Genomic DNA, 23,715 nt, shown 5'->3' on the forward strand with positions numbered 1-23,715 from the left:
TGTTCTTATTGAATTGGGAGCAAGCGGCAGGATAACCCGCCGCCCGCATTTGAAGCGTTACTGAGAGTTGAACGCATCGACGATAGCTTTGCCTTCGTCGCCTGCGGCCTCAAGCCATTCGTTTGTCATGGTGACGCCGATTTCCTTCAATTCACCCACCATCTGATCCGATGCCGGGCCAACGGTCATGCCGCCATCGCGCAGACCTTGCAGCGTGAAGCCAGTGTATTCCTTGGCCCGCCAGTTACCCGCATATTCGGCCAGTTCTGCACAGGCCTTGATGACGTTCTTGTTGGCGTCCGACACGCCGGACCAAACGTCCGAATTGACCATCACGTAGTTACGCGGCAGCCAGGCGTCGACTTCGTAGAAATAATTCAGGCTTTCCCAGACCTTGCGGTCATACCCGGTCGACCCGGACGATACCATCGAATCCGCCACACCGGTCGCGAACGCCTGAGAGATTTCCGCCGCCTCAATCGTCACTGGCAGCATTCCGGTCAGTTCCGCCAACCGCGATGTCGCGTTGTTGTAAGACCGAAACTTGATGCCTTCCATATCTGCGACCGAGTTCACCTCGTTCTTGAAATACAGCCCCTGTGGCGGCCATGGCACGGCGTAAAGCAGGGTCAGGTTCTGTTCAGCCAGCAGCTTTTCGATGGACGGCTTGGCAGCTTCCCACAGCTTTGCGCTGTCATCGAAAGATGTGGCCAGAAACGGGATTGAATCAAAGCCAAACAGCGCATTTTCGTTCTGGTGGCCCGACAACAGACGCTCACCAATCGGGGCCTGCCCGGTCTGGATTGCGCGTTTGATGTCAGCGCCTTTGAACAGGGAACCGGACGGGTGCGTGACGATTTCGATCTCACCACCGGTTCCTGTGGTCACGCATTTGGCAAATTCCGCACCTGTGGCGGAATGGAAGTTCGATGCCGAATACGCCATCGGCATGTCCCACTTTTCAGCCATGGCCGGAGCAGCTGCGGCAGCGGTCAAGGCGGTTGCGGCCAGAAGGCTTGTCAGTTTTTTCATTGTATTCTCCCTATTGAATATCGAATTGCCAGCGTTGCCCGCCGGTTGGTTTTATGTTGCGAAACGTGACGGCGCGTAGACGCTCATGTCCGTGTTCGGGTTTCTGCCCGCGATCATCTGCGCCAAAAGGCGTCCTGTTTTTGGCCCGCCTGTCAGGCCGATGTGATGATGCCCAAAGCCCATATACGCACCATCGATACCCGGAACCGCGCCAATAATGGGGATCGAGTCCGCCGGTGCGGGCCTATGGCCCATCCATTCCACTTCCTCCTTCCATGTCACGCCGGGCAACGCAGCCCGGGCGTTTTTGCGCAACAACTCGAACGGTGCGCGCGAGGGCGGTGCATCCAGCCCGCCAAACTCGACAATCCCGGCCAGCCGTATCCGCCCGTCCATTGGCGTTGCAACGAACTTGCCCGAGACAACCATCACCGGACTGCGTGGCATGGCCGAAGGCTCTACCAATTCAAGATGATAGCCGCGTTCGCTCTCCAGAGGAACAGAAACTCCCAACCGCTTGGCCAAAGGGCCGGACCAGACGCCCGCGGTCACGATGGCAGCGTCGCACGCGATTGTTTCACCATTGGTGCGCACGCCGGTGACCTGCCCGTTCTCGCGCACAACATCCTCAACCATGGCCCGGATGCTCCTGCCACCATTCGCCTCGACATGGGCGGCGAGTTCTTTCACATAGCGCCCCGGATCGGTGATGTGACCGTGATCGGTGAGCCTTGTGGCAAATCCGATATCTTCGCTGAACACCGGATCGTAGGCGCGGAAGGCCTGCCCTTCCAGCTCGTCCCACGTAAACCCGTGCTTGCGTCGGACGTTCCAGCCAAAAGCATCCCCCTCGAAATGCGCGCGGTTTTCATAGAGGAACAGATAATCTGACGGCACAATCCATTTCTCTGCGCCCGTTCCTTGGGCCAACGCCATATGGTCGTTCAGGCTGTCACCGATGATCGGCGTCAAAGCGGCGGCGATACGATCCACATCATTCGCATTCGCGTGCTTTAGGTAGCGCATCAGCCAAGGGGCCAGCTTTGGCAGATACCCCCATTTCATGAACAAAGGCTGCGAGGGGCTGAACAGCATCTTCGGAGCCTTGCCCAACAGGCCCGGAACCGTCACCGGCACGACAGAACAGGACGCCAGCACCCCACCGTTGCCGTGCGAGGTACCTTCGCCCGGTCCGGCTTTGTCGATCAGGATCACTTTGTGCCCATCGCGCTGCAGCCAGACCGCAGTTGAAACGCCGATGATCCCGGCTCCAATGATGGCTATGGTCTTGGTTTCGCTCATGCTGCGACCGCCTTTACCACCGCATAGTGATCCAGCTTACCGACATCCGGCCTGCCGCCCAGACCCGGCCCGTTGGTCACTACAACGTGGCCAGCGTTGATCACAAAAGGGTCTTCCAGAATGTCTTCGGCAAGGAAATAGCTGGCCTGATAAAACTCGCATCCCAATGCGATCTCAGGTGTCGCGGCGATCATATGCGTGCCTGCCAGATGGGCCAGTCCGGCCTCGAACATGTCACCTCCATAGGCGCTGAGGCCATGCGCAGCGGCGATGCGCGCCACCGTCTGGCCGCGCGTCAAGCCACCGGATTTCATGATTTTGACGGACACGCCGTCGCATATCCCCTCGCGCGCGGCGCGTTCCATATCTTCGGGACCAAAAACGCTTTCATCGGCCAGCAGCGGCACATCTATCATTTTCCGCAGCTTTGCCATCATGCCAAAGTGATGCGCGCGCACGGGTTGTTCGATAAAATCCGGCACGAATTGCGCCACATCGCGTACTTTAGATGGCGCGTCTTCTATCGAAAGCCCTTGGTTAAAATCCACGCGCACCGAAAACTCGGGGTGGTTCTGCGCCAGATATTCCAGTCGCATGATGTCGAAGGCATGATCCTTGAACCCGGTCTTAAGTTTGACGATGCGCACGCCGTCACTGTGCAACCGTGCCAACAGGTCGATATCTTGGGAAAAATCGGGGTTGGCGATGGAACAGCTCAGCGGGATCGTATCGCGACATTTGCCCCCCAGCAGCGACCAGACCGGAACGCCGCTGATCCTACCTGTCAGGTCAAGCAAGGCGCTTTCCAGCGCGGCCTTGGCCTCGGTGCAGTGGGCCACCGCATAGGCGGCACGTTCCATGACCGCGCAACGGTTGGCGACTTGGGAGCCAAGAACAAGCGGTCGCAGATACCGATCCAGCGCGGCAAAGGTGGCTTCAGGTGTTCCCGTGAAGACGGACCAAGGCGAGGCCTCGCCAAATCCCTGACTGCCATCTTCGGACGTCAGACGCAGGATGACGACTTCGCAGACACCTTCGACCGAACCGATCCCGTGATCACGACGAGACGTGACCGGCAATTCAAGATGCCACAGATCATAACCAATGATTTTCTGCGTCAGATCGCCCATTCACCCTCCGACCAACAAGGTGCAGCCTGCCTTGACCCCTATATCATTTCAAATACTATGTTTTGGCAATTCCATCAGAAAAAGTGATGAGGTGTCCCATGTCGCTGCGCTTTCGTCAGTTGCAGGCTTTTCACGCCATAATGGAAACCGGAACCGTCACCGGGGCGGCCTCGGTTCTGGGCATTTCGCAACCGGGCATCAGCAACCTGCTGGCGCAGTTGGAACGTGAGGCTCGGCTGCCTCTGTTCGAACGCAACAAGGGTCGCCTGTTGCCAACACCCGAGGCGGAACTGCTGTATCGCGAGGTTGATACCGTTGTGCGCGGACTGGATCATGTTGCACAGGCGGTAACGGATTTGCAGAACAAACATCCCGGTCAGCTTCAGGTCGCCGCGCCGCATCTTTTGTCCTTCGGCTTTATGCCGCGTGAAATTGCCCGCTTTGCCAAAACACGTCCGAACCTGTCTGTCAGTTTCCAGTCTCAGTATTCTTCGAAGATCCAGGAGTGGGTGATCTCGGGCCTGTTCGAGGTTGGCATCGTCGAGATGCCGATCCTGCACGACACGCTGAATTATCGGGTATTTCAATTTGAAACGCTCGCGACGTTTCCGGAAAACAGCCCGCTTGCGAAATATGACGTTCTGACACCAGAAATTCTGGAAAACGAGCCTTTCATCGTAATGGGTCCGGAGCACCAGACCCATCGCCGGACGCGGGACATTTTCCAAAAGGCGGGGCGCACGTGGCGCACCCAGATCCATACGCACCTGTCGGAAAACCTGCTGAGCTTTGTGAAACAGGGTATGGGCGTCGCGATGATCGATCCCTTTACCGTTCTGTTTGACGGAGAGAGCGGATATCAAACCCGCCCTTTCCAACCAGCCGTCATGCTGGATCTTGCGATCATAACGGCCAAAGGGCGGCCCCTTTCAGCCATCGCGCAAGAGTTTCTGGCGCAGCTCACGCCATCGATTGCCTCTTACGCCACCCATTCCGACACCGGCGCTGCCGCCTCGTGAAGTGGTTGTGAGTGGATGTCGACGAGCGTCGGCCCGTCATGTTCCACCGCCTGTTTCAGAACCCGGCGCAGATCGTCAGGGTCTTTCACCGTCCATGACTTGACCCCAAACGCAGCGGCAACGGCGGCGTGATCAGTTCGGTTGAAATCGACGTTATAGTAGCGCTGCCCAAACCCGGCATCTTGTCCCGCCTTGATCCACCCGAACACCGAGTTTGAGAATACAATCGAAGTGATCGGCATATTGTGCCGAACCATCGTCTCGAACTCGCCACAGGTGAATCCGAACGAGCCATCGCCCATCACAGACAGCGTTTTGACCGATGGGCGACCGACATGAGCCCCCATCGCCGCGCCAAGCGAATACCCCAATGCGCCATGCGCGCGGTTGGTGATGAACTGCCGTCCCGCGTTCTTCCAACGGTAGTGCGCACTGAAATAGGGGCACGGCGTGCCGGGGTCGGCGACCACAATGGCGTCATCGTCAAGGATATCCATCAGCGAGGCCATGACGGCCTCGGGCCGGATCGGCGTTTCGCGGCTGGCGGCCAGCGGCGCAAATGCGGTCAGCTTCGCCTCCCACGCCGCTTTGGCTTTTGCCGCGCCGCCCAGCGCGGGCAAATCCTGCCGCGCCTCAAGTGCGCAGGCAAGAGCCTCCAGCGCCAGGCGGGCGTCGGCGCAGATTGCCACCTCGGTCTGGTAGTTCGCACCGATAACCATCGGATCGCTGTCGATGTGAATGATCGTTGCGTTGCGTCCGGGGCTGCGCCAGCGTTCGGTTGTAACCGATCCAGCCCGACAGCCGATAAACAGCACGACGTCCGCCTGATCCACCACGGCACGTGTTGCCGGAACACCGCCGTTCGAGCCAACGACGCCCAAGGCCAACGCATCGGTTTCCGCAATCGCCCCCTGCCCCGAAACCGTCGTCGCGACGGGCATATCCAGCAGGGCCGCGACTTTGCTCAACGCACCTTCTGCCCCTGACAGTACCGGCCCGCCACCACAGACAGCTACGGCGGATTTTGCGTTTGCGAGAATCTCAGCCGCAGCTTCGATTGCATCGGCATCCGGGGCCGCGCGCTCGGCTGGATAAGTCCGATGCCGCGCATCGGCCCAAATCTCGGCCTCGTCCACCTGCCCCTTTTGCGTGTCGAACGGCAGCGCAAGATGCGTGGCACCCGGTGTGCCCGTCGTCATCGCCCTAAACGCCGCCCGCACCATCGCAGGCAACCGGGCGGCATCATCCAGCGAGGCATTCCATTTCGCCAGCGGTTTGAACAGCGCAGGCTGGTCCAACTCGGTCAGCGGATATTTTCCCCTGCTGCTGGTCGCCACATCCGAAGTAATCGCCAATATCGGCACCGAGCTTTCATTGGCCTCGACCACGCCCGGCAGGATATAGGTCGCCCCCCCGCCCGATGGCCCTTCACACACGCCCGGCTTGCCGGTCACGCGGGCATAGCCATCAGCCATATAGGCCGCGTGACGTTCATCGCGTGTCAGAATGTGCTGAATGCCATGATCCATCTGCGCCAGCGCATCATAGAATGGCAATGTCGTATCACCGCACAAGCCGAACATATGCGTCACCCCATGCGCCTCAAGCATACGCACCATCGCTTCGGCGCCGGTCAGATAATTAGTCCCTGTCATGGCTTGCGATTCCTTCGATCCAAATTGCACACAGGACTGTATACAGTTTTGTATATTGAATTCAAGACTGGCCTGTGGCACCTCTTGATCACCAGCAAGAGGCACGAATTCATGGCAGGCCCACGGGTTGACGATATCTATGATCAGGTAAAGGCTATGGCGATCTCGTTCCGGCTGCGCCCGGGTGACCGTCTGAACGAGGTCGCGCTGTCCAAAGACCTTGGTGTCAGCCGCACCCCATTGCGCGAGGCGCTGAACCGCTTGGTGGCCGAACGGCTGTTTGACTTCCGCCCCGGTCAGGGGTTCTTTTGCCGCCCGCTAGACGCCAAATCTGTATTCGACTTGTTCGAGCTACGGCAGATCATCGAAGTCGCTGCCGTCCGCACAGCCTGTGAAAAGGCGACCGACGAAGAATTGCAGACCCTTCATGATGAGCTTCACGCAACCGGCCTCGATATCTCCGGATTGACCGTGCAAGAAGCCGTCAACCGGGACGAAGCGTTTCACCTTGGTATCGCGCGCCTGTCCGGCAATGCCGAACTGTTACAAATGCTGACGCGGATAAATGAACGCATTCGATACATCCGCTGGATTTCCATGAGTCTGGATCGGCTGCAGCGCTCGAAAGGCGAACACAAGCAAGTTATGCAGGCGCTGCTTGCACGTAATGCCGATGAGGCCGCTCGGGTATTGGGAAACCATATCTCGAAACGCATGGATCAGGTGCAGGACACTGTCCGCCATGGCATTTCCAATATCTACATGGAAGGGTCCGAGGATATCTCAACCCAGATCATTGAGGAGGCATAAGGGATGATCGCGCAGGGCGGAAAATCCATCTATGGGGCGTCTGTCGGCATTCTGATGCTGGATGCCCGGTTTCCCCGCATCCCCGGTGATATGGGCAACGCGCAAACCTGGCCATTTCCTGTGCATTATCGGATTGTGCGCGATGCCTCACCCGATCTGGTCGTACGTCGCGGGGCCGAAGGGATGCTTGGCGCTTTCATCAAAGCTGCGCAAGAGATGGTTCACGATGGTGTGGACGGGATCACCACCAATTGCGGGTTCCTGTCACTGTTTCAGGATGAGTTGGCAAAGGCGGTGCCCGTTCCGGTCGCGACATCCTCTTTGATGCAGGTCGATATGGTGAACCGCATCCTGCCTGCAGGAAAACGCGCGGGGATTCTGACCATTTCTGCATCGACGCTGACCAAAGCCCACCTGACTGCTGCGGGCGTTCCGCAGGGCACCCCGATTGGATCCACCGAGAACGGGCAAGAGTTTACCCGTGCAATTCTGGGGAATGAAATGTCGCTGAATGTCGAAAAAGCCCGCACGGACAATGTAGAAGCGGCAATTGCGCTGCAATCCAACCATCCTGATCTGGGTGCAATTGTGCTGGAATGCACGAACATGTGCCCCTACGCAGCAGACATCCGACAGGCAACGGGTCTGCCCGTATTTTCGATTGTCACCTTTATCAGCTGGTTTCAGACCGGACTTTTACCGGCGCAGTACTGAAGTTTCCCCGCCCGCAACAGCACCCACTGCGAACAGCACAACCACCCGAACCGGGCGTGGAAGTCGGCTTTAAGCTGTGGAAATTCAACGGTTACACGAAACCCGGGAATGGTCCTGGGGCGCTACCACCGTAGCGCATCCGGTCAGACGACCCACAGATTAGACTTTTTCGCAAATTTGTGAGACAGTTACCCCTGCCGTTTATTGTTTGGAGAGTTGGCCTATGGTCTCGTCGCGGCTGATTGTTTTGACGTTTATTGCTTTAAGTTTTGGTGCGGGGGCTCCTGCGGTTTGGGCGCAGGACGCCGCAGTGTCTTCGGCGGACGAGGAAAAGCCTACCAAAACCGCCGCATCGCTTCGGAAAATTCTGGCGTTGTTGCAGGAAGAGATTGACCGGGCGCGATCCACCAAAGACGGTTTGGAGAGCGAAATTTCAAAGGCCGAAAACGATCTGTCTGCCTTGCAAGATCAGATTGCGACGGTGGACTCGGAAAGGCTTCAGAACGCGTCGCGTATTGCAGAACTGGAAGAAGCCCGCAGCCTGCTGGCCTCGGAGACCGTGGCGAACGAAGCCACCATGGAAAAGCGTCGGGTCGAGTTGGTGGAGTTGGAAAAAAGCACACAAGAGGCCAGCGTCAAGCTTGCCGATTTGAACGTTCAGATCGAAACAGCCGCCGCCGAGCTCGGCAATCTGGAACAGCTGAAACTGGAAATGCGGGATCTTGCGAACAAGATGGACGCGGACCGTATGCTGGCAAGCCAGTTGAAGGATGAAGTCGACACGCTGACCCGAAGCCAGGTCGAGACAAGTACCGAATTGGACGCTCTGACCGAAGCGCTTTCGGAGGCCAAATCCGGTCTGGAGTCCACCAACGCAGAACTGGTGGAAAAGCAAAGTGAACTTGAACAGTTGACAGCATCCGTCAGCGAGCGGCAATCGCAATTGACCGATACCGAGACCGAGTTGGCGCAACTGCAGGACAGCATCATTGGTGTCACTGCGGATCTGAAAAAGGTCCAGCAAGCGGTGCAGCAGCGCCAGCAGGAAGACACCGCGTTAAAGAGCGCCATAGACGCCGCGAACGAGCGGGAACAGGTCACAAGGGCACGCATCGAAGGGCTCGAGAAACAAGAAGCGAAGCTTAGACAGGAACTTGAGGGCCTGAGCGCGGAAAAGAGCAAACTCTCGGAAGACCGCGAAGGGTCTGCTGCGCAGATAGCAGCGGCGGAACAGTCGCTTCAGACAATTTTGGACCAGCGAGAAACCGCAGAGGCCGATCTGACCCGAAGCGGCGAACAGCTTACAACATTGCGCGATCAGATCGCCGAAGCAACGGCCGCATTGGACGCAGCGCAGGAGCAGCGCGCAAGCGCCGAGAGCGACCTGACCGGGGTTCGGCAACAACTTGAGACGGCCCAATCCGAACTGGCACAGGCCGAAACCGAACTGGCCGAAACTCGTGAGGCGATGTCAGTGGAAATGGCATCCCTGTCGGCGGCCCGTTCCAACGCGGAAAGCGCGGCTCGCACGGCACAGGAAAGACAAGCGGCGGCGCAAGCTGCACTCTCGGATGCCGAGGAAAAACTTGCTCTGCTGCAAGAAGAACAAGCCGACTCAAACCGGTTGCAAGCCGACAAGGCCGACGTCGAAGGTGAGATTTCCGAAGCGCGTGCGGCCTTGGAAAACCTTCGAGCCGAATTAGCCGAGGGGCAGTCGCAGCGCGACGCAGCCGGAGCGGAACTAGAAAAGCTGTTGGCCCGGTCCGGGTCGGCGCGCGATGAGCTTGACCAAAGCGAGGCACGGCTTGCTGAAGTAACCAGCCAGCTTCTAGCCGAAGAACAGGTGCAGGCGGATTTGACAGCCTCGGTCGCAGAATTGCGTCAGGAGCGCGAATTGGTCGCCGCCAATGTTGCCGACCTTCAGGCTCAGCTTGCACAATCCCAAAACGCGCTCGCCCAGGCGACCGAAGCCGAAACGCAGCAATTGACCGACTTGCGCAACGAAGTGGAATCGCTGCGCGCCGAGCGCGAACGTGCCTCGGCCGCACTTCAGGTGACGTCAGGCAGCGCTGCGGCAACGCGGGATCAGTTGAAAACATTGCTGAGCGAGGCCGACGCACGCCGCGCAGAGCTGGCCCAATTGACTGCACAGGTTGAATCGGCGCGGGATGATGCGGCGCAGGCCGCGACAGCGTCGCAGTCTCTGCAGGACATCTCGGCTCAGGTCATCGATGCAGAATCCGAATTGAAATCAACACTAGATGAAATCGGTCAGGCCCACGATGAATTGGAGCGTATCGCAGCCGAAGCTGACGCAGCTATAACACGGCGCGATGAAGCGACGGCGCAGGTCGCTGCGCTTGAAGAGACCACAGCCAAAGCTACACAAGCCGCCGAAGAGGCACAGCAACAGCAATTGAACAGTCAGGCGAACTTGTCGCAAACACAATCCAGCGCCGAGGCGGCCCGGGCCGAACTGGATTCGCTGCGCCTGCAAACCGCTGCATATCGGGACGAGTTATCGAGCCTTGCGGCAAATCTGGCCGAGCTTGAGCGCCGCGCGGTTGAAATGGATTCGCGGTTTTCACCACCCACCGGAGTGATCGCGGAAACCCCGGTCGCACCTGAAACGCAAGAAAATACTGCAACGGTTGTTCAAGACACCCCACGCACTTCAGGCGCCCCTCGACAAATCGAAACCGTCCGTATCATCCTGAGCGGCGCGCCGGGGCTGACCGAGTTGCCTGTGAACATTGTCGAAGACCTGATTGCTGAACTGGCAAGCGGCACATGCGCGGTCGATGCACTGCAATCAGCGACCGGAGAGATCAACCGGCACACATTGCTGCATTTGGTCCGATCCGGAGAGTTCTGCTAATTTCTGTGGTAATTATTAAGGGAGGTAAACATGGAATTCTTCAAGCTGGTGAAATTGCTCACCAGAACCGCAACAGTGGCCGCTTTGGGCCTTGTTCTGCCTGCTTCCGCATCTGCATTTGAGCGCAATATTTTGACCGGAGGACCGACCGGGACTTATATCCAGATCGGCGGTGACCTGAGCGGGCTGGCAGCCAATTGCGGAATCGAACTGAACGTCCGCGAAAGCGCAGGATCGCTTGAGAATTTCCTAGGCGTCCGCAAACGCCGCCACACACAACTTGGTATCGTGCAGAGCGATGTGCTGGAATATCTCAAGACCTATTCCAGCGAAGACCCTGAAATCGCGCGGGCGATCTTTGGAGTCCGCATTGCCTTTCCGCTGTATAACGAAGAGGTCCACATCCTTGCCAAGAAGGACATCAATTCGCTGTCCGATCTGAACGGGCGGCGCGTGGGCGTCGGTGTTGAGGATAGCGGAACGTTTCTGACCTCTTCACTGGTTCTGGATCTGGCCGGAGTAACCCCGTCCGAGCGATTGACGATCAATGCAGACACATCTCTGCAGATGTTGTTGGATGGCAGCATCGATGCCTTCTTTTATGTCGCCGGTGCGCCTACCAAGATCTTTCAGACCGACCAGATTGATCCCGAAAAGCTGCATTTGATACCGGTCACGGACCCGACCCTGGCAGCGGTCTACACACCGTCGAAGATCGAAGCCGGAACCTATCCGTTTCAACAGGAAACCATCGACGCTGTGGCCGTAAAAGCCGTTCTGATGACCTATGAATACACGCCCACGCGCAACGCCTATCACCGCGAAAGCTGCAAGGCCGTGTCGGACGTCGCTCATCTGCTGGCGAAAGAGTTCAACACCCTGCAAAGCTCGGGCCATCCGAAATGGAATGACGTTGACCTCAATGACATCCCTCCCGGTTGGAATATCTCGGAATGCGTCAATGCCGGGCTGAGCGAAAGTTACGAGCTTAGCTGCGGGCCGGTTGCTACGACCGAACAACCCAGCATCGAAAGCGAAGCAAACCAGGCCTATCGCAACAGAATCTGCGCCGTCATCGGCTGCTGAGACCTTCGAGGGCCCGCGACAAAGGTCACGGGCCTATCGCGATCCAGGGTGAGGCCGCTTCGGTATCGTTGGTCTGGTCCAGCGCAGTGACGCGCCACAACAATGCCTCGTCCGGGGCCGTCACGCGGATCGCCGAAGTTTTGACAAGCGGTATGCTCTTGACCACTTCTCTTGCCGCCGAAGACAGTTCGATCCGATAGCCTGAGGGATCCGCCCCCTCTCCGCTCGTCCAGATCAGGGTCAGCGCGCCATCGGGCATACGCTGCGAATAAAGCTGGATCGGTTCAGACGGTACACCACCCGTGGCAACGGGCATATCCCTCAGTCGATCGGCGGCCCCTTCGATTTCTGGGCCAGCCTCCTTGTACCACTGTTTTGCCAACGCCAGATCGACTGGCACACCCTCTCCGGTTTCGTAGATCTGGCCCAAGTAATAGGCAGACCGCGCATGACCATCCAGCGCCGCGCGCGCATAGGCCACAGCCGCCGCATCCGCTGCGGTCTCGGCCAGGTCCAGCGCAGCCAGATACTGACCGGTTGCGGTCTGTTCCGTCCCGGCCAGCGCAGTGGCGATCCGTTCGATACGGGCCACAACCTCAGCCGGAGCTTCGGGTTCGGGTGCCGGGGCGGTGACCGGCTCGGATACGGGTTGGGTGTCTTGGGGGACATCTGCAGATGGGGTAGCAGGTACAACCTGCGAGCCCGCCAGCCTGTCCTTGAAAAAGGCATCCGCCCCGGGCAACAGCAACAACGCTCCTGCGCCTAGCGCGACGACAACACCTGCAGCGACTAGCATGGCACGGCCAAACCCCCGGCTAGTCGTCGCAAGATCGCTACCGTCCTCAGAGACGGATGCCTTGCGGGGTATGCCGACACCTCCTTCGGCCTCTAACTGCGCTGCATCGTTAGCAAGCCCGGCAATACCGACGCCATGCTGCTCATCGTGCCTGAGGGCATCGGCCTTCTGGCTCAACTCGTTGATCCGCACAAGTGCCCCGATCTCGCGCATCTGCGCCTTGTCGATTTCGCGCTTGCTTTCCTTGGTGACAAATTGCTTGAGGGTCGTATACCGCTTGAGCCCTTCACAGATAAGCTCAAGCCGCGCAGGAATACCACTGGTCAGCGCAAACGCCTCGGCCACAGCGCCTTTGCCAAGCTTCTGGTTCGGCAGGCCCATCTGGCTCAGACGTGCCTGCAGGAAGCCACGGACATCTTCCTTGCTCATGCACTCCATCGCGAAAGACGGACCCATCAGGTCCGGTCTGATGCCTGACAATACGTCAGTCATCACCGGACGACCGACAAAGACCAGCTTCAGCAAGGGACGCGCGTCAATACTCCGCGCGCAGAGTTCGCACAGCTCTCCGAGATAAAGATTCGACATCTCGTCAGCGTCGTCCACCACCAAAACAGGATACCGGTCGGCGGCATGCAGCGACTGGAGCAGGCCGAACAGCTCGTTTCGGTTTTGCTCGACATTGTCGGAATAGGCCCGTCGCGGGTCGAACGAAGACAGCACATCGGAAAAGACACCGCCCGACAGCCCCTTGGGATTGTTCATCATCCGTATGACACAATCCGAAGTGTTCTTGGCGATCAGCTCACGAACCAAACGCGTTCGCCCGGTTCCCTCACGGCCGACAAACACCGTCATCGGCGAGCCGCTGGTCGCCGCAAAACTCAGGCGTTCGAACGCAAGCTTGTGCGCCTGGCTCCAGTAGATCGGACCGGGCTGTTCAGACCCGGAATTCGCCCCCGAAGAAACCTTCGGTTGCGCTATGATGCCTTCCATATCTCCCAACACTCGTCCCACATACCGCCAAACTTGTCACCTTCAACGACCTTGCTCGGGATGGTCCCGGCGAGAGAAAGTCACAACCTTCCTCACAATCCGCATTTTGCCGGAAGACGCATGATAAATCTAGGCTTTGCGCTTGTGAATAGGTCCGGCGCACATGATCGGCGTATGATTTCCGGCAACAATTGATGCGCGATGTGCAAACTGATGCCATCCCAGCCCAAGCGATCTGTGATAGAATGGTCTTGAGGATATACAGGCAGGAGTATTCCCGTTGCTGTTGAAATCACCCCGTATGGCAGTTGCTATCATGGCAATTGCGGCGTTTGCCGTTCTACCTACCCGCACCATTGCGTTGTCCGCAGATATCCCGGCATGGCTGCAAAAACATGTCGGTACCGGCGAAGGTCAGATCGCGCCGGTGGTTCTGACCCGCGCCCGTGCGCTTTATCGCGAAAAGCTGCGGCAAGGTGTGGTCAAAAATCCCTGCTACCTTGCCAAGGATGCAACACGCCCCAGCACCGCACCCAGCGGCAAGCCTGGGCGGCGCTTTTATGTGATCTGCGAAGCGCAGAAATCCTTTCGGGCTGTCTCGTCCGGCTATGGCAATGGCCGCAAGCTGAAACGCGCAAATTTTGCCAACGGACGGCAATGCGCCAGGAATTTCAGCAACGCCGAAGGTTCAAAACTGACCGCTGGCGGCGCCTACGTGACCGCCGAAACCCGAACGTCGTTCAAAGGGTACTACAGGCAATCCGGGAAACGGACACCTTTCTACCGCACCTTTCTTCTGTTTGACGGAGAAGGCGAAACCAGCAATGCCCGTGAACGTGCAATCGGCGGTCATCCTGCTGTATTCCTCAAATGGCAATGCCGTTTCAAAAACCCGCAAAGCAACCATGCCGACGAAGAAGGCTATGTCCCCTATGGAAAACTGGTGAACTACACCGGCGGGCGCAGTAATGGGTGCACGACCTGGTCACAAACGGCCTCGAAGGAAATTCTGGCACTGGTCGAAGGCAATCCGACCACCCTCTATATCTATCCGGAATCCAAGGACATCGATGCCGTCGCCAAGGCAGTAAATAAGGGAAGGCCCTTGTCACGTGCTGGTCTCTACTGGAACGCTGCATGTCTGAAAGCAATCGGCGCGCCCAAATTTTGGCCCAAGCGTGACCTTCAGCCGATCATCAATCAATGGAGGGCGTCCCTGCCGAAACAGCCTCCGCTTAACCTGCCGATCTGTAAATAGAGCAGTCGCACCCGGCGGGTTTGTCGAAAGCATATGTGGGAGGCGGTGCCGCCAGATCTATTCGATCTAGTCTCAGCCGTGCCACCCGGCCCGCTTCGCTTGAGCTAAGCAAGGGCTCGGCTCAGCAGGCCATAACCGCAACCTGATCACGAGAAAGAAAAAAGAAACGGATTCCATATCCAAACGGCCCAGATCCGGGGCTGGGTCAAGCGCCCCAACGAGACATTTGTCGGCTAAGCCGGTGTTGCGGTGCGGCTTCCTAAAACCAGACATTCATCTCCGGACCAGCACTATTTACCTCCCGCACGTTAAGGATCACCTCATCTCGTTGGACAACCAATCGCGGATTTCGCGTTCCAAATCTTGCAGGCTTTCAATGGCTGGGGCGTGAACCCGCGCGGTCGGTGGAATGCTCGCGCTCAGATCTTCAAAATCGGAACAGAGTTCATCAAATATTACGTTTTTGCGGCGCAATGTTTCAATTGCGTCGCGCTCATCTGGAAAACACTCTTCGAACGGATCAGAGACTGGCATCTGGACTCACCGAGGTTTCGTAGGTCTAAGAAACCGGGTTTCTTCCATATTTGTAAGGTAATTTACTGCGTGTTACGGTGACACAATCCATGGGTTTGTTTGTTACAATGCGGGGCTTCGATCGTTGAAACACGACGCTGTTCAGAATAGCGACGCGAAGCTGGATAAAGACCAGATTGAGAATGCGCTCGACGCAGTTCTAACGAGCAAAGAGTTTTCCGGTGCCGATCGCCTGAAGGAGTTTCTCCAGTACGTGGTTTCGGAAGATCTTGCTGGCCGGTCAAATCTGACGCGAGCAAAAACCATCGCAATGGACATTTATCATCGCGGGTCTGGCGAGACGGATGCTGAAAATCTGGTGCGGGTTGACGCCGGGCGTTTGCGCCGGCGGTTGGATGTTTACTACGCAGGCAGCGGAAACCAGGCTCCCATTCGGATTCATATTGATCGCGGAGGCTATGTCCCACGCTATGAAACGCGCGCAGAAATAATGACCGAGCCTCACTTGGAAGGGCCCAAAGATGAATCTGAGCAGTCCACACAAGCACTGAATTGGCGCGACGCCCCGCTTTGGATGCAATTGGTCGTGATCGTTTCCTTGATTTCTTTGCTGGTTTCAGGCGGGCTATTTTTGCGCGCTTACCAACTACAACAGTCCCAGGCTGCAGTTTCGGATTTGACCAATAAGTCCGAAGAGGATCGCGCGAATATGCTTATTCGCCGGGAAATCCTTTTCAACGAAGCGCCCGAACGATTGCAGGCGTTAAACCTTGTAGAACAAGGTTTGAATATGCTTCTACCCGCGCCAGACCCGGTACGTACTGAGGCGGGTATGATCCTGTTCCAACGTGCGGCAGCGCTTGATCCGTCTTACCCCGGTGCCCCCGCAGCGTCTGCTTTGGCATCTGGCATCAGGACCGCATTGACGCCAGCCGGTGAAAACCGGGATGCCTCGCTTGCGATGACGAAATCTCATTCTGACGCGGGACTGGAGCTTGATGCCACTGATCCACTGAGCCTGACGGCGCGCGCGCTCTATGATTATTTGATGAATGACTATCCGTCCGCAAAAGCCCGCCTGGATCGTGCGCTGAAAGTCGACCCCGGAAACCCACATGTCCGGGACTACTATACACTTATTGCACTGTTTGCCGGTGATTTTGACATGGTTTTTGCGGTGAGCGGTTCTGCGGACGCACAAAGCTCTGAGCCTCATCGCCGCGGTGCGTCGCAAAACGCGCTTGGGGTGGCCCTGTATCTAAGCGGCGATCCAGGCGCTGCAGTGAAAGTATTCGAAAGGGCTGCGGCGTTGGGTGACCCCATCAGTGTCATTAATCACGCAGTCCTTGCCGCCGCCTATCAAGCAGATGGGCAGCTTCAGAAAGCCAAGAATACAAAGGAACGTATGCAACTGGCATGGCCCGGTGCCAATCTCAGGCCGCTGCTCAATCAGCTTTTCTTTGACCCAACTCATGTCGAAGAGATATTTCGCAATTTTGACCAGATCAGCTAGGTTTGCCCCAATTTTCGAGATGAGTTCACGGTAAAACGCCGTAAAATGCCTACTACGATCTCTCTGGCAGCGATTTCCTAGAAGGAAAATGCCGCGCGTATTCGCGCTGCGAACATTTTCTTGGAAACAGGATAGCCAAATGAGACGATTGCTTCGAACCTTTGTTGCAGTACCTTTTCTGGTCGCGACGGTTGCCGAAACCCAAGAACTGAGTGAGCAAACCGAAGAAGAGCTTGTGCGTCCGGTCAAGACACTGACCATCAGCGATCGAAGCGAAGAACATGACCGCTTTTTCGTGGGCATTGCTCAAGCCGCACGTCAGGCGACTTTGAGCTTCCGCGTCGGGGGTACGGTCGAGGCGCTTTTGGTGGCGGTTGGCGACGATGTAGGGGAAGGCGATCCAGTCGCGCGTCTGGACAGGGCGCAATTCCAGACAGAGGTCGACCGCCTGACCGCAGAACTCGCCAGCGCGGAGGCCACGTTTGAAAACGCGGAAACCCAAACCAATCGGCAGCGCCAGCTTGTCGAGCGCGATGTTGCGGCTCAGGCGACCCTGGACCGCTTCATTGCGCAAGAAGCCTCGACACGCGCGGCCGTTGAGTCTGTGACAGCGGCGCTTGAAAACGCCAAGCTTGACCTCTCATACACAGAAATCTCTGCGCCATTTTCCGGTATCGTAACTGCAGATTTCGTTGAGGTTTTTGAAGAGGTCCAAGCCAAGGAACAAATCCTCAGAATCCTCGATGATCGGCGGATCGAGATGGTGATCGACGTGCCGGAACGGTTCATTTCAGTTCTTCCCGAAATTGGCGATCTGGTGGTCAGCTTTCCCGCTGTCGGCGTGATGGAATGGCCCGCCAGCATCAGTGAAATCGGCAAAGAAGCCTCGACCACCACTGGTACTTTTCCCGTCACGCTGGTCATGGACCAGCCAGAAGATGCACGCATCCTTCCCGGCATGACCGGTCGTGTACGCGGTCAACCAGAAGATGGCGATGTGGTGGAAGGCGCGATCTCGGTACCGATTGGCGCCGTTTTCACTCCGGAAGGACAGACGCAAACGCAAGTCTGGGTCCTTGACGCAGATACTATGACCGTATCCGCCCGGGATGTGGATCTGGGATTTGCGGGTTCCCGAGGTGTGGCGGTCAAAGAAGGCCTTATGCCGGGTGAGATCGTAGTCGCCGCCGGAGCCAACAGTCTGCGACCCGGCCAGAAGGTGCGCATGTTTGAGGAGGCGAAGTGATGAACCTTGCAGGTTTCGCAATTCGCAACGCCAAATTTACCTGGTTCGCCGTTGTGCTTCTCAGCTTTGGCGGGATCGTGTCCTTTTTCTCGTTGGGTCAGCTTGAGGACCCCGAATTCACAATCAAAACAGCAGTGATCGCAACGCCGTATCCCGGCGCAAGCCCCGAAGAGGTCGAGCAGGAAGTCACTGAGCGGATCGAAAGAAAGCTGCAGGAAATCAAAGAGATCGACCAGATAACCAGCGAGAGCCGGGCCGGGATGTCGTCGATCGTTGTCGATATCAAAGCGCAATATTGGTCAGATGAGCTGCAGCAGATTTGGGATACGCTGCGCCGCAAGGTTCGGGACATTGAAGGTCAGTTGCCACCTGGCACCGGACGCCCGATCATCAATGATGATTTCGGGGACGTTCTGGGTTTGGTGATCGCCCTGACATCGGATGGGTTTTCCCAAACCGAATTGCGGGCCTATGCCGAAGATCTGGAGCGAGAACTGGCGCTTGTCGATGGTGTCGGGCGTGTCGATCTTTGGGGGGTTCAGGACCGCGCAATTTATGTTGACGCTACTGAAGAGTCCCTAGCTGCTCTGGGCATTTCTGGCGCAACGCTGCTTTCGACGATTGATGCACAAAACACGGTTGTGGATGCCGGGCGTCTCAACGTTGGCGATCACCGGATACGCATTGCACCAACTGGCGCTTTCAAAAGCCCCGAGGACATTGCTGATCTTGCCATCCGACCCAGCGCTCTGGACGCCCTGACAACAACAGGGGTCGTCACCGACGAAATCATACGCCTGGGTGATATTGGTGACGTACGGGAAGGCTATGTTGATCCTCCGTCTACCTTGATGCGTTTTGACGGCAAGCCAGCCATTGGAATTGCATTGTCGTTCCAATCCGGCGCCAACGTCGTTGAGATTGGTCAGGCGGTCGATGCGCGACTGGCTGAGTTGTTGCCTGCGTTGCCGATCGGGATTGAGATTGAGAAAGTCCATTGGCAATCAGATGATGTGGACACTGCTGTCAGTAGTTTTCTGATCAGTCTGGCTCAGGCCGTTGCCATTGTTCTGGCGGTGCTGACCTTGGCGATGGGGGTTCGCATGGGCTTGATCATCGGCAGTGGGTTGCTGCTGACCATCCTTGCCACGTTCATTCCACTGGCGATGTTTGGCATCGACCTTCAGCGGATGTCTCTTGGGGCTTTGATTATTGCCTTGGGCATGATGGTAGACAACTCCATCGTGGTTGCAGAAGGCGCAAGTGTGCGCATCCAAAAAGGCATGGATCGCGTCACGGCCGCGATTGAGGCCGCGGCCCGCCCCTCTATCCCGCTGTTGGGGGCGACGATCGTGGCCATCATGGCGTTCTATCCAATCTTTACATCGGTCGAAAGCGCAGGTGAGTATTGTCGAACCCTGTTTTCAGTGGTGGCAATATCGCTGCTGATAAGCTGGCTTTTGTCGATGACGGTTACGCCTGTGCAATGTGTCGCGATGCTAAAGGTTGCAGCGCAAGGTGAGCAAAGTGAGGGGGTGTTCCTTCGCGGATATCGTAGGCTGTTGGAAACCGCCGTTCGGTTGCGTTACCTGACCATCGGAATAGCGGTTGCCTTTCTGGTTGCATCCGTCGTGGCCTTTGGGTCGGTCACGCAGCTGTTTTTCCCCACATCTGCAATGAGCAAGTTCATGATCGATTTCTACGCACCGGAAGGTACGCGGATCGAAACCGTGGCTGCGGCAGCGGCAGAGATTGAGACGCGCGTGTCCGAGGAAGACGGCGTGACCGGCACTGCCGCCTTCATCGGCGCAGGCCCGCCCCGGTTTTATCTGCCGGTTGATCCTGAGCCAACCAACCCGGCTTATGCGCAGGTGATCGTCAATGTCGAAAGCCACAAGGACATTCCGCAAATCGCAGAAGCGATCACAGATTGGCTTGCGGAAGCTTACCCGGAAGCAACCGCTTTCACGCGCCGGTTTGGCGTGGGTCCTGCAACAACCTGGGGCTTTGAGGCAAGGATCGTAGGCCCGGCAGATGCGGACCCGGAGGTCCTGCGCGAATATGGCGACCAGGCGTTGCAGCTTTTGGAGGCACATCCCTGGACCAAGGTTTCGCGCACCAACTGGCACAACAAGGTCCTCACTCAGGTCCCCGAGTTCAATCAGGCAAGTGCTCGTTGGACCGGGACCACCTATGAAGATCTCGGCAATGCCACCGAGCGGGCATTCGACGGGCGGACCATTGGCATTTTCCGCGATGGAGATGAACTGCTTCCAATTGTTCTGCGCCCGCCAGAGGTTGATCTCACCGCGATAGACAATTTCCAGCTCTTGCAGGTGCAGAACCCGCAAGTCCCCGGAACGATCCCTCTTGCGCAAGTCATCAGTGATCTCCGAGCGGAAACAGAAGACCCGGTGATCCAGCGCCTCAACCGGGCGCGTACACTGACAGTACAGGCAAATCCGATCGATGGCATCACACAACCAAGCTATCGCGATAGCCTGCTGGCGGATTTTGAGGCTATCGCCGCTTCGTTGCCAGTCGGTTATCGTATGGAATGGGGAGGTGAATACGAAGACACAGTCGAAGCACAGGCATCGTTGATACCCGGTATCGCCCCCGCCGTAGCCCTGATCGCGTTGATCGTCGTTGGCCTATTCAACGCGTACCGCCCGCCTCTTGTAATATTTTCAGTCATTCCCTTTGTTCTGATCGGCATCGCCCCGAGCCTACTTTTGACAGGAACTCCGTTTGACTTCGTCGCGCTTCTTGGCGCGATGAGCCTGGCGGGTATGATGATCAAGAATGCAATTGTGCTGATCGATCATATTAACGACAACCTCTCTGACGGGCTTGCACCTTACGATGCTTTGATTGACGCCGGTGTATCACGCTTGCGTCCGGTTACATTGGCAGCGGCCACAACGGTATTGGGGGTTATCCCGCTTCTGCCCGACGTCTTTTGGATCGGTCTTGCCGTTACGATCATGGGAGGGTTAACGGTCGGAACAATCCTGACGATGATCCTTGTTCCAGTCCTTTATGCGACATTCCATGGAATTTGGCGAACCAATCCAGAAAGAACAGACTTTAATGAGATCAACGCTGTGACATAGTTTCAAGCTGGGAACTCTAATCAAAGCCTCCTTTTTGAGCAGGACATCGCAATGTACAGCGCACTCGCAGAAATCAATGCCAGGCCGGAAGTATTCGGACAGTACACCGCTGATGCATTGTGGACAGATGAATATCGCTCAAAACAGATGTTGGCCTATCACCTGAACGAAGGCATTGATGTCTCATCCAGAAAATTGGAGTTCATAGAAAATTCCAGCACATGGATAGCTGAACACTTTAGGCTTGGTCCCGGCAAGTCAGTGTGTGACTTTGGGTGTGGCCCCGGGTTGTACACGTCCCGGTTCGCTGAAACAGGGGCACGAGTCACAGGATTAGACTTCTCGAAAAGTTCCGTCGACTACGCACGAGATCAAGCCAGCAAATCGCGGAAATCGATCAACTACATCCATGCGAACTACCTCGAATTCAGGCCGTCCGAGCGCTTCGATCTGATTACAATGATCATGTATGACTACTGCGCGCTCAGCCCAAATCAAAGAGGAAAACTTCTTCGCTGCTTCCATGACTTCCTGGGTGAAGATGGCACGATCCTGTTGGATGTTTATTCGATGGTTGCATATGAAAGCCGCAAAGAAACCGGCTTCTACGAGTACAATCAGCTCAACCATTTCTGGTGCGGTGAAGACTATTACTGTTTTGTTAATACCTACAAATATGACAAAGACGCTGTTGTGCTGGACAAATACAGCATCTTTCCCGAAAGCGGCGGTACAGAAACGGTGTACAACTGGTTGCAGTACTTCACGCCCGAGAGCCTGTCGGAAGAGCTGTCTGAAGCTGGGTTTGAGGTAACGCAGATCTACAAAGATGTTTGCGGGCGTCCTTTTTTCAGACCTGCATCCCGAATTTGCGATTGAAGCAAGAAAGAACGCGCCACCTCCATAGCACAAACGCATGGTCGGACGGCGCAAATAGCGATTGATGAAAACCGCAGAACGACCCAAAGCGGCCGTTAACCGATCATAGTTGTCGCTGCGAGCGCAAGATTGAGGTCGGCCGAGCTTACTATTCGCGGACAAATGGTGAGTTCGCTGTGTTTCCTCGAATTTCGACTTTGCCGCAGCTTGCCAAATTGACGATCGCCAATCCAGGCGCTTTGACTCCATGCCATAATTTTACTCGTTCACCACGTCATCACAGGCCCTTGACCGCACAATGCAAGGTTCTCACAGTTCAACGCTTGAGCTTTGAAATGCCGTCACCCACTTGTTCAACTTTGAAAGGCCAAAACCCGAATCCGAAGCAACCTGTTTGCGTGTTAGACCACTCGTCAGCATGATCGATACCGCATTAGCGCGAAATTCGCCCTTTCGTTTCAACCTCATAGCCCAACCCTTTGCCGCACCAAATACTACCAAAGTAGCAGCGTCAAGCCGCGACTGATACAGATTGTTGATTGCAATTTCTAACCAACTTTTAGCTTTGTTAGATCGGAGCGGTTCCGCAGTACCTCCGTTGCCTGCTTGCTTCCAGTCCTGATCCATATTGCTTGAAATAAGCACGCGACATGGCGGCGCGGGACGAAAATCCTGTTGCAGTGGCGATTTCCATCAACGGCATGTCGGTGTGTTGCAGCAAGCTATTTGCTCTTTCCAGCCGTAGTTCTTTGTAGGTATCCAAGAGTTTGGCACCGGTCTTGCAAAGATATCTTCTCTGAAGTTGCCGGATGGAGGTGCCCACTTTTTCCGAAAGCCCGGAAATGCTCAATGGCTCTTCAATGTTCTCCAACATGGTCGACAAAGTGAGAATGACCAACTCATCGCCGTTGGCCTTTCGAATTAACCGATTTGCGGACTGACTTTCGATCGATTGTTTTGGCTCGATAAGCCCGATATGTCTGCGCAAAGCATCCGCAAGATACGTGCCGTGATCTATTGAGACAAAGTCACTCAACAACCTAATCGCGCTGATATGTGCGTTTGCGCTATGCAGACGCCCACTGGCCGACAGAAACGTTGCAGCTCCGCATCCCTCTATGCCCATTTCAATCGCAGCTGCTTCGAAACTTGAATGTACGGCAGCGACCTTCTGATCCGAATTGTCGATTTGAGCCAATAGCGTCACGGCACCTCCAACGAGGAGTACCCTTGGTGACAAGCTCAACACCTGAGCGATCCAAGATTTTTGTTCGCCTACCGGACACCACCTATGTTCCGAATCCCCCCAAAGAACCGCCGTCCGCCGCGCCCAATAAAGAGGTCCGCCAACACTTCCATCCGAAATGACACGGACATTCACAAGATAGCTGTGTTTGCCGATGAGGCTGTTTAAAGACCGATAGAACTCAACGATGGCCTCTGCTGACGGTTTGTCTTTTTCACAACGCAATATGACGTCGATGTGCCGCGTGCGTTCGGGCACTATGTCATTGATCCCGTTTGCTTTACCTTGGTCATTTTGGACAGAGTAGTGCTTCATCTAAACTACCAATCATGTTTTGATTTAGCCCAACAACAAAACCGCCTGCTTTGGTTTGAACCCCGCCTCATTGGCGGGGTTTTGTTTTTGATTTATTCAGCGGCGTCTTCGTATTCTGACATGGGTGGGCATGTGCAGATGAGGTTTCGGTCTCCGTATGCGTTGTCGACGCGGTTGACGGGGGACCAGT

16 protein-coding genes and 1 pseudogene are annotated in these 23,715 nt (G+C 56.4%); 10 read left to right on the forward strand and 7 right to left on the reverse strand.

Annotated features, from left to right (window positions below):
• Window positions 1-57: 57 nt before the first annotated feature.
• From ACR0FG_RS08655 to ACR0FG_RS08665, 3 genes are read right to left on the reverse strand one after another with little or no spacing between them, the layout of a single operon-like run.
• On the reverse strand, window positions 58-1,032 hold the full coding sequence (locus tag ACR0FG_RS08655) for a TRAP transporter substrate-binding protein (protein ID WP_170715467.1): 975 nt from the start codon (window positions 1,030-1,032) through the stop codon (window positions 58-60).
• A gap of 51 nt (window positions 1,033-1,083) precedes the next feature.
• The gene (locus tag ACR0FG_RS08660) at window positions 1,084-2,334 is read right to left on the reverse strand and encodes an NAD(P)/FAD-dependent oxidoreductase (protein WP_480892049.1); all 1,251 of its coding nucleotides are present in this window, start codon (window positions 2,332-2,334) and stop codon (window positions 1,084-1,086) included.
• Window positions 2,331-3,464, reverse strand: a complete 1,134-nt coding sequence (locus ACR0FG_RS08665) for an enolase C-terminal domain-like protein (RefSeq protein WP_480892052.1) — start codon at window positions 3,462-3,464, stop codon at window positions 2,331-2,333. The genes ACR0FG_RS08660 and ACR0FG_RS08665 overlap by 4 nt, the downstream gene beginning before the upstream one ends.
• Window positions 3,465-3,562: 98 nt before the next feature.
• On the opposite strand from ACR0FG_RS08665, the gene ACR0FG_RS08670 reads away from it, so the two are divergent.
• A complete protein-coding gene (locus tag ACR0FG_RS08670; RefSeq protein WP_480892055.1) occupies window positions 3,563-4,483 on the forward strand; it encodes a LysR family transcriptional regulator in 921 nt (306 codons plus the stop codon).
• Here ACR0FG_RS08670 and ACR0FG_RS08675 read toward each other — a convergent pair.
• On the reverse strand, window positions 4,444-6,138 hold the full coding sequence (locus tag ACR0FG_RS08675; protein ID WP_480892058.1) for a thiamine pyrophosphate-binding protein: 1,695 nt from the start codon (window positions 6,136-6,138) through the stop codon (window positions 4,444-4,446). The two genes, ACR0FG_RS08670 and ACR0FG_RS08675, sit on opposite strands and share 40 nt — an antisense overlap.
• 111 nt (window positions 6,139-6,249) lie before the next feature.
• On the opposite strand from ACR0FG_RS08675, the gene ACR0FG_RS08680 reads away from it, so the two are divergent.
• The 4 genes from ACR0FG_RS08680 (at window position 6,250) to ACR0FG_RS08695 (ending at window position 11,626) form a co-directional block, all read left to right on the forward strand.
• Window positions 6,250-6,948 (forward strand): GntR family transcriptional regulator, encoded by a 699-nt coding sequence (locus tag ACR0FG_RS08680; RefSeq protein WP_480892061.1) that lies wholly within the window; start codon window positions 6,250-6,252, stop codon window positions 6,946-6,948.
• A 3-nt stretch (window positions 6,949-6,951) separates the two neighbouring features.
• Complete coding sequence (locus tag ACR0FG_RS08685; protein ID WP_480892064.1) at window positions 6,952-7,662, forward strand: aspartate/glutamate racemase family protein; 711 nt, start codon at window positions 6,952-6,954, stop codon at window positions 7,660-7,662.
• A 310-nt stretch (window positions 7,663-7,972) separates the two neighbouring features.
• Window positions 7,973-10,540, forward strand: coding sequence for a coiled-coil domain-containing protein (locus ACR0FG_RS08690; protein ID WP_480892067.1), 2,568 nt, complete (start codon window positions 7,973-7,975; stop codon window positions 10,538-10,540).
• A 30-nt stretch (window positions 10,541-10,570) separates the two neighbouring features.
• On the forward strand, window positions 10,571-11,626 hold the full coding sequence (locus ACR0FG_RS08695; protein ID WP_480892068.1) for a TAXI family TRAP transporter solute-binding subunit: 1,056 nt from the start codon (window positions 10,571-10,573) through the stop codon (window positions 11,624-11,626).
• 25 nt (window positions 11,627-11,651) lie between these two features.
• Here the strand turns inward: ACR0FG_RS08695 and ACR0FG_RS08700 are convergent, their stop codons facing one another.
• A complete protein-coding gene (locus ACR0FG_RS08700) occupies window positions 11,652-13,418 on the reverse strand; it encodes an AAA family ATPase (RefSeq protein WP_480892070.1) in 1,767 nt (588 codons plus the stop codon).
• Window positions 13,419-13,719: 301 nt separating this feature from the next.
• Between ACR0FG_RS08700 and ACR0FG_RS08705 the strand changes: the two genes are divergently transcribed.
• The 5 genes from ACR0FG_RS08705 (at window position 13,720) to ACR0FG_RS08725 (ending at window position 21,964) form a co-directional block, all read left to right on the forward strand.
• Window positions 13,720-14,676, forward strand: a complete 957-nt coding sequence (locus ACR0FG_RS08705; RefSeq protein ID WP_480892073.1) for a hypothetical protein — start codon at window positions 13,720-13,722, stop codon at window positions 14,674-14,676.
• Between the two features lie 658 nt (window positions 14,677-15,334).
• The gene (locus tag ACR0FG_RS08710) at window positions 15,335-16,723 is read left to right on the forward strand and encodes a tetratricopeptide repeat protein (RefSeq protein WP_480892075.1); all 1,389 of its coding nucleotides are present in this window, start codon (window positions 15,335-15,337) and stop codon (window positions 16,721-16,723) included.
• A 139-nt stretch (window positions 16,724-16,862) separates the two neighbouring features.
• A complete protein-coding gene (locus ACR0FG_RS08715; RefSeq protein ID WP_480892077.1) occupies window positions 16,863-17,969 on the forward strand; it encodes an efflux RND transporter periplasmic adaptor subunit in 1,107 nt (368 codons plus the stop codon).
• Window positions 17,969-21,085 carry an efflux RND transporter permease subunit gene (locus tag ACR0FG_RS08720; RefSeq protein ID WP_480892080.1) on the forward strand — a complete coding sequence of 1,039 codons (3,117 nt, stop codon included), beginning with the start codon at window positions 17,969-17,971 and terminating at the stop codon, window positions 21,083-21,085. Before ACR0FG_RS08715 ends, ACR0FG_RS08720 begins: the two co-directional genes overlap by 1 nt.
• Before the next feature lie 51 nt (window positions 21,086-21,136).
• The gene (locus ACR0FG_RS08725; protein ID WP_480892083.1) at window positions 21,137-21,964 is read left to right on the forward strand and encodes a class I SAM-dependent methyltransferase; all 828 of its coding nucleotides are present in this window, start codon (window positions 21,137-21,139) and stop codon (window positions 21,962-21,964) included.
• A 318-nt stretch (window positions 21,965-22,282) separates the two neighbouring features.
• On the opposite strand, the pseudogene ACR0FG_RS08730 reads toward ACR0FG_RS08725, so the two are convergent.
• Both ACR0FG_RS08730 and ACR0FG_RS08735 read right to left on the reverse strand, forming a co-directional pair.
• Window positions 22,283-22,432: pseudogene (locus tag ACR0FG_RS08730) on the reverse strand (transposase); the annotation flags it as partial.
• A gap of 100 nt (window positions 22,433-22,532) precedes the next feature.
• Window positions 22,533-23,525, reverse strand: coding sequence for a helix-turn-helix domain-containing protein (locus tag ACR0FG_RS08735; RefSeq protein WP_480892086.1), 993 nt, complete (start codon window positions 23,523-23,525; stop codon window positions 22,533-22,535).
• Window positions 23,526-23,715: the final 190 nt, after the last annotated feature.

The sequence above is a fragment of the Ruegeria sp. E1 genome (assembly GCF_056534225.1).